The organism is Pseudomonadota bacterium (genome assembly GCA_034660915.1).
GTDB lineage: Bacteria > Desulfobacterota > Anaeroferrophillalia > Anaeroferrophillales > Anaeroferrophillaceae > DQWO01.
Genome location: JAYEKE010000232.1, coordinates 3,370 through 11,053, shown reverse-complemented (window position 1 = coordinate 11,053; position 7,684 = coordinate 3,370). Strand labels below are relative to the sequence as shown.

The window sequence follows — 7,684 nt, the reverse complement described above, 5'->3', positions numbered from 1 at the left end:
TAAAGGCTAAAGGCTAAAGGCTAAAGGCTAAAGGCTAAAGGTTTAAGGTTATCAAGATTCAAGATTATCATATTGAATCTCAAGCTCCCCCCGAATCTTGAATCTTGGGTTAAAGGGTACACGGGATCGGGGACAGTACTTTAGTGCTGTCCCCATGCGAAGCAGGGCGAAGCAAAAGTGCAAATCTGTCCCGTGAGAGGGCGAAGCGAATACCAGTGGTTGACCAGGTGATAGATGTGGCCATGAACATGCATGCTGAGCCGAAAAAAAATGAATTGCAGGGCAAACATGTCCTGGTCGTCGGACTGGGTGTCAGCGGGGTTGCGGTTGCCAGGTTTCTCTGCCGTCAAGGGGCTTTGGTCTCGGTTTCAGATAGCCGTTCGGCAAAGGAACTGGCTGATGCTGTTTCGCAGTTAGAACTGCTGCCGTTAAGCGAATTGGAAACCGGCGGCCACACACTATCCTTGTTTCTCAAGCAGGATATGATTGTTGCCAGCCCTGGAGTACCCTTTTCCCTTGAGGTGTTGGAACAGGCCAGAGCCAGAGATATTCCGGTTATCGGTGAGATTGAGCTTGCCAGCCGGTTTATGCAGGTTCCCTTGATCGGTCTGACTGGAACCAATGGTAAAACGACCACAGTTACGTTGTTAGGTGAGATTTTCAAGGCTGCCGGTCGCAAAGCTTTCGTGGGCGGGAATATTGGCACCCCGGCTGTCGATATGCTTCTTCCTGATGCTGGCTGGGAATTGGGAATCCTGGAGTTGAGCAGTTTTCAGCTGGAAGGGATGGTGGACTTTCGACCTCGGGTGGCGGTTATACTCAATGTAACTCCTGATCATCAGGATCGATATGCCGATGAAGATGCCTATCTGGCGGCAAAAATGAGCATAATGAAGAATCAGCAACGCGCAGACTATCTGTTGCTGAACATTGATGATGAACAGCTCGAAATTCAGTACCGGAAATTGGAAGAACGCTGGTTGAATGGGGAGCAGATATCGCGACCGTTGCCTTTCAGTTGTCGAACTACCCTGGACCTTGGTGGAAATTTTTTTGACCAATGGATCAGTTACCACTTGCCTGGTGAAGGTGGCAAAGTGATTTCCGCTAAAATTACCGTACCATCCTTAAAGGTTGTGGGCGAGCATAATCGCAGCAATGTGCTGGCAGCTTTTATGGTTGGATTGATTTATGGGCTGGAGCCCGAGGTAATGATTTCGGCTTTGGCTTCATTCGGCGGTTTAGTGCATCGGCTGGAATATGTTTTCCGGGTGGCGGGGATAGATTATGTCAATGATTCAAAAGCCACAAATATTGACGCGGTGGCTAAAGCCATTGTCAGTTTTGAGCAGCCGGTTGTCCTTTTGCTGGGCGGCCGGGATAAAGGGGCAAGATTTGCTGAGCTGGAGAATATTTTGGGCGGTCGGGTCAGAGAGATTATTCCTTTTGGCGAAGCAGCGGAACTGATTGCTCGTCAATTGCCTCATTTTTGCGCCGGAGTGAAAGCGGCAAATCTCCAGGAAGCCGTAGTGGCCGGATCCCGCTTAGCACATCCCGGTGATGTGGTATTGCTATCTCCTGGATGTGCCAGTTTTGATGAATTTAGCAATTATAAACAGCGCGGCAAGGCGTTTATCCGCATGGTCCATAAGCTTGAAGGTCAGGATTAGATGAAACGCAAGGAAATCATTCTTTTGCTGGTGGTGCTCTGCCTGATTGTGCTTGGTGCTTTGATGATTTTCAGTTCCAGTGCGGTGCTGGCCAAAAATAAGTATGGTTACAGCTATTATTTCCTTTCCCGCCAGTTGATTTTTCTGGGATTGGGCTGTGTCGCCATGGCCGTCTGCCGGCGGATAGATTATCATTGGTGGGCCAAATTATGTGCGCCCCTGCTCTTTATCAATCTGCTTTTGCTGGTTCTGGTCCTGGTTCCCGGGTTTGGTCGTCAGGCGGGTGGGGCAAGCCGCTGGTTGCAAACCCCGTTTTTTACGGTTCAACCAGGGGAATTGTGTAAACTGGTTATGGTTATTTATATCGGTTCCTACCTGGCTAACTCTGAAAATGAATTACGGAATTTCACCCGGGGGCTGTTGCCGCCTCTGCTTATTTTGATGCTCTTTGTCGGTCTGCTGATGATGGAGCCGGATTTTGGTACTTCGGCTCTGCTTCTATTGCTGGTGGTTATGTTGTCCTGGGTTGGCGGGGCCAGATTGATACATCTGTTTTCCTTGGGTCTGTTGCTATTGCCGGGAATTGTCCTGACAGTGTATCGATCTCCCTACCGTCTGAAAAGAATTATGTCCTTCCTTGACCCGTGGAAAGATCCGCTGGGAAGTGGCTTTCAGGTAATTCAATCCATGATGGCTTTAGGGGTCGGGGGTGTTAACGGAGTCGGCTTGGGAGATGGCAAGCAGAAGCTTTTTTTCCTCCCCGAGCCCCATACGGATTTTATTGTTGCCACCATCGGCGAAGAAATGGGGTTTTTGGGGATTTGTTTTCTGATCCTGGGCATCCTGGTTTTGCTGGTGACCGGTGTTCGGATTGCCTTGGCCAGTCGTGATCGGTTCGGAATGCTGTTGGCGGTGGGACTGACTTTCCTGGTTGTGGTGCAGATGCTGGTCAATATGGGGGTTGCCATGGGGGTTTTGCCCACCAAAGGATTGACCTATCCCTTTTTAAGCTATGGGGGAACATCATTGTTAATCAGTTTTACGGCGATGGGTATTCTGATGAATGTCTGCCGTCAGGAGGAAGCCGCTGTTAGTCGGCGACCATCCCGGGGATATTAAACTATGCCAGAGCCAAAAATGATCATGTTTGCCGGCGGTGGCACCGGCGGCCATTTGTTTCCCGGTATATCCCTGGCCCAGGAATTTAACCGGCGTTTTCCCGACTTGGACATAGTCTTTGCCGGAACCAGAAAAGGACTGGAGGTCCGGGTTATACCGCCACTGGGTTATCGCCTGGTTTTTATTAAAATAGGCGGGTTGGTTGGCAAAGGCTGGCGGCAGCGGTTAAAGGTGATCGGATCATTGCCTAGGGCGCTGATTCAGGCCCTGGTGCTTCTGGTCCGTTATCAACCGGATCTGGTGGTGGGATTGGGAGGCTATGCCAGTGCCCCGGTACTGGTGGCTGCCAGAATGGCTGGTATTCCTCTGGTTATCCAAGAACAAAATGCTTTCCCCGGGCTTGTAAACCGGTGTCTTGCTCCTTTTGCGGCAGCAATTTTTATTGCTTTTGATAAGGCGGGGAAAAAACTGCATAACCGGAAGATAGTCAATACCGGCAACCCGGTACGAGCTGATTTTATCCGGCCGATTGAATCTTCGGCTGGGAATCCGGATGCTTTTGTTATTTTGGTGATCGGCGGCAGCTTAGGCGCCCATTCTCTTAATGAGACAGTGCCCTCCGCGCTGGCGAGACTGAAGGAATCAGGGATTCCGATCAGGGTTATTCATCAGACCGGCAGTAGAGAACTTGAGCGGGTCCGAGAAGCTTATCAAACCAGTGGAATCCAGGCGGAAGTGGCAGATTTTTTTGCGGATGTGGGAAGAAAGTATGCGCAAGCTGATCTGGTTATCTGTCGGGCCGGAGCTTTGACCTTGGCTGAACTGGCCCTGGTGGGCCGGCCGGCAGTTTTGATTCCCTATCCCCATGCTGCCCATGATCATCAGCAGTTAAATGCCCAGGTTTTTGTCGAAAAAGGGGCAGCCCTGATGCTCAAGGATCAGGCATTGAATGAAGAGGAACTGGCGGCCATGTTGACTGTCTTGTATAAGGATTCCGATCGTCGCCGGCAGATGGCGATGGCGGCCGCCAGCCTGGGTCGTGCCCGGGCAGCTGTTCAGATTGTCGATACCTGCCTGCAGGTTATGGCTTTTTCCACCGTTGAGGATTTGAAAGATGAAAATGCGTCATAAGGTAAAACGTATTCATTTTGTCGGCATTGGTGGCAGCGGCATGAGCGGCATTGCTGAGGTATTACTGAATCTTGGTTATCAGGTTTCAGGTTCTGATTTGCAGCAAACGTCAGTAACTGAAAGGCTGGAGGAACTGGGGGCGAAAATTTATCCCGGTCATTCACGGCAGCATGTGGGAGATGTCGAAGTTGTTGTGCGTTCTACTGCCGTCAAGGATGAAAATCCCGAGGTGGTTGAGGCCCTGGAGCGTTATATTCCGGTCATCCCCCGGGCAGAGATGCTGGCCGAACTGATGCGGCTGAAATATGGGGTAGCGGTGGCCGGTACCCATGGGAAAACCACAACCACCTCGATGATTGCCACCATGTTGGCTGATACGGATATTGATCCCACCATTGTTATTGGCGGTCGCCTGAACAGTCTGAAAAGCAGTGCCAGGCTGGGACAGGGTGAAATCATGGTGGCGGAAGCAGATGAAAGTGATGGTTCTTTTCTTTATCTTTCTCCTATTATTGCCATGATTACTAATATTGACCGGGAGCATCTGGACCATTATCAGGGGGGAGTAGCGGAAATTGAAGATACCTTTGTTACTTTCGCTAACAAGGTGCCGTTTTACGGGCTGGTTATTGTCTGCCTTGATGACCCCAGGGTGCAGGAAATTATACCCCGAATCAGTCGTCGCCTTTGTACTTATGGTTTTAATCCCCAGGCTGACCTCCAGGCAACAAAGGTGCAGATAAACGGGATGAACAGTTCTTTCACTGTGGTTGCAGGAGAGCGGGTATTGGGGGAAGTCAGCATCGGTCTGCCTGGCCGTCATTATATCCAGAATGCCCTGGCAGCCATTGCTGCCGGCTTTGAAATTGGCCTTGATTTTGAGCTGATTCAACGTAATTTAAAGCGGTACAGTGGGGTACAACGGCGGCTGCAGATCTTGGGAGAATTCCAGGGGGTGACGGTTATTGATGATTATGGTCATCATCCTACCGAAATCATAGCCACTTTGAGGGCATTGCGGCAGGCTTTCCCGGACCGTAAACTGGTGGTGGCGTTTCAACCGCACCGATTTAGCCGAACCAAATACCTTTTTACCGATTTTCTGGTTGCTTTTAATGAAGCGGATGAATTGCTGGTGACCACGATTTATCCGGCAGGGGAAGCTCCCATCGCCGGAATTACCGCTGAGAACCTGGCGGCAGAGATCAAACATCACGGGCATAAAAATGTCCAGTATTATGCTGATCAGGTAACCATGGTCAGTTACCTGCGGAACAATCTCCAGGGGAATCAGCTGTTGGTAACCCTGGGAGCCGGAGATATTAATAAAGTGGCTCATAGCCTGTTGGCTTTTTAGAAAGGTTCAAGGTTTAAGGCTCAAGGTTTAAGGTGTTTCCCTGTACCGTATACACCGTAAACCGTAAACCGTAAACCGTACACCACATACACTGAGTATCGTATTCACGCTTTAAAAAGAAACTTTCTTTTTGGGCATCTTAAGGAGGGAAAAATGAAGGGAAAAATTTCAGTAATGACAAGTGGAAGTTTGATTTTTGTTTCCCTGTTGCTGGTGATGCAGCTGGTGTCCTGTGCCACGCCAGGGGGCCGGTCGGCCGGTGAAGTGGTTGATGACAGCACCATTACTACGGCAGTGAACATTAAACTCATGAGTATGCCGGGAGTCCGTTCACTGGGGATTGATGTTGATGTGATGCAGGGGGAAGTGATTTTGTCCGGCAGGGCTCATAGTGAAAATGAGGAAGCCCGGATTATTGATGCGGTTCGGATCATAAATGGGGTTAAAAAAGTTACCAGCATGTTGAAAATAATTCCCTGATGTTAACAAACCGGGAGATACCGATCAGTGAAGATATTATCAAAATTCTGGACCTGGAGTTCAATGGCCAGGTTCGGGAAAATGTTTCCCTGGCTGATCGGACTATGATCCGGGTCGGGGGAACAGCCCGTCTTTATCTGGCGCCGACGGATGTGGGTGCTTTAAAGAGTTTGCTTCACAGGTTGGGGGATTTGGCGGTGCCGGTGCTGCCACTCGGTGGTGGTGCCAATATAGTAGTGGCCGATTCAGGGGTTACGAAAGCAGCGGTAATAAGTCTGGTGGAACATATACATGATATAGCCGAGCCGACTATCAGCAACAACAAGGTAAAGGTTGATGTTGAGAGCGGAGTACGGCTTTCAACCCTGCTGCAATTTTGTCAGGAGCGGGGTTTTAGCGGGCTGGAATTTTTGGTCGGGATTCCCGGTTCTGCCGGCGGGGCGGCAGTTATGAATGCTGGGGCTTTTGGCCGTGAATTCAGTGATGTGCTGCTGAAGGTTATAACCTGTGATGGTCAGGGAAACTTGCAATCATGGACCCAGGGGCAATTGAATAGTGGCTATCGCCGTGGAGGAATTCCTCTCGGGAAGCTGGTGGTTGGCCTTGAATTGGAGCTTAAACCGGGTAATCCGGAGAAGATTGAAAAACAAATGGCAGAATATCGGCAGATTCGCCGGCAGAAGCAGCCCTATGGTGTACCCTCAGCCGGTTCCGTTTTCAAAAATCCTCCGGGTAATTATGCCGGTCGTTTAATTGAAGCTGCCGGATGTAGCGGCTGGCGCTTTGGAGGGGCTCAAGTGTCTGTTAAACATGCTAATTTTATTACCACAGAACCGGGAGCAACGGCTGCTGATGTTTTCACCCTGATTGCCAGGGTGAAGGAACAGGTCCGGAAGTCTTTTTCCCTGGTGTTGGAGGAGGAGATTATTCGCTTTGGGGATGAGTATATTTCTACTGGGTTGGCTGGAGAAGAGGAGTCGATATGAGCTTAACCATGGAAGTGCTGAAAAATAAGAAAATCGGGGTGCTGATGGGGGGGCTGTCCGCAGAACGGGAGGTTTCCCTCAAAACCGGCGCCGCCATCCTGGATTCCCTGAAACAGCAGCATTATCAAGTGGTTGGAATTGATGTGGGGAGAGATGTCTGTCGGCAGTTGCAGGCTGAAAACATCGAGGTGGCTTTTTTGGCTCTGCACGGTCGTTATGGGGAAGATGGTGCAATCCAGGGGGTGCTGGAGTTTTTGCAGATTCCCTATACCGGTCCCGGGGTGCTGGCTAGCAGTGTGGCGATGAATAAACTGGCAACCAAACGTTTTTTGGAGAGTGCCGCGATACCGACTCCTTCATATTTGGTGGCTACTGATAAAGTATTTATCTCTACGGCTGAACAGAAACTGGGATATCCCCTGGTGGTCAAGCCGGCCAGTGAAGGATCGAGCCTGGGTATTTCAATTATCAGTTCCGAGGCTGAACTGCATGCTGCCCAGGAAAAAGCCTTTAGTTATGATGCTGAAATTTTGCTGGAAAAATATATCCCCGGACGGGAAGTAACCGCTGCGGTGCTTGCAGGTGAACCGCTGCCCTTGATTGAGATTCAGCCGGTTTCCGGGTTTTATGATTTTCAGGCCAAATATACGCCCGGAGCTACCAATTATCTGGCTCCGGCGCCTTTGCCGGACCAGGTGACGCAAGAGATTCAACAGTTAGCGGTGCAAGGCTGCAGGGTAACCGGTTGCCGGTCTGGTGCCATTCGGGTTGATTTTCGCCTTGATTTGAATAGCAAGCCGTTTGTTATCGAGATCAATACCATTCCGGGAATGACGGGAACCAGTTTATTGCCAAAGGCAGCCCAGACTGCAGGGATTGATTTTGATTCCCTGATTGTAAAAATACTCTGTGGGGCATCCTTGGAAATTCAATAAATAAGG

Annotated in this window: 7 protein-coding genes; all 7 read left to right on the top strand. The window is 50.1% G+C overall.

What is annotated here, in order from left to right; genetic code table 11:
• Positions 1-242 precede the first annotated feature (242 nt).
• A complete protein-coding gene (gene murD / locus U9P07_12905; protein MEA2110303.1) occupies positions 243-1,670 on the top strand; it encodes a UDP-N-acetylmuramoyl-L-alanine--D-glutamate ligase in 1,428 nt (475 codons plus the stop codon).
• Positions 1,671-2,789: a putative lipid II flippase FtsW gene (ftsW, locus tag U9P07_12900; GenBank protein MEA2110302.1), complete on the top strand. Its 1,119-nt coding sequence runs from the start codon at positions 1,671-1,673 to the stop codon at positions 2,787-2,789. It abuts the gene before it with no gap.
• Positions 2,790-2,792: 3 nt separating this feature from the next.
• Positions 2,793-3,920: an undecaprenyldiphospho-muramoylpentapeptide beta-N-acetylglucosaminyltransferase gene (gene murG / locus U9P07_12895; GenBank protein ID MEA2110301.1), complete on the top strand. Its 1,128-nt coding sequence runs from the start codon at positions 2,793-2,795 to the stop codon at positions 3,918-3,920.
• Positions 3,910-5,277 (top strand): UDP-N-acetylmuramate--L-alanine ligase, encoded by a 1,368-nt coding sequence (gene murC, locus U9P07_12890; GenBank protein MEA2110300.1) that lies wholly within the window; start codon positions 3,910-3,912, stop codon positions 5,275-5,277. Before murG ends, murC begins: the two co-directional genes overlap by 11 nt.
• 153 nt (positions 5,278-5,430) lie before the next feature.
• Positions 5,431-5,757: a BON domain-containing protein gene (locus U9P07_12885; GenBank protein MEA2110299.1), complete on the top strand. Its 327-nt coding sequence runs from the start codon at positions 5,431-5,433 to the stop codon at positions 5,755-5,757.
• Complete coding sequence (gene murB / locus U9P07_12880) at positions 5,757-6,743, top strand: UDP-N-acetylmuramate dehydrogenase (GenBank protein MEA2110298.1); 987 nt, start codon at positions 5,757-5,759, stop codon at positions 6,741-6,743. Before U9P07_12885 ends, murB begins: the two co-directional genes overlap by 1 nt.
• Positions 6,740-7,678: a D-alanine--D-alanine ligase gene (locus U9P07_12875; protein MEA2110297.1), complete on the top strand. Its 939-nt coding sequence runs from the start codon at positions 6,740-6,742 to the stop codon at positions 7,676-7,678. Before murB ends, U9P07_12875 begins: the two co-directional genes overlap by 4 nt.
• Positions 7,679-7,684: the final 6 nt, after the last annotated feature.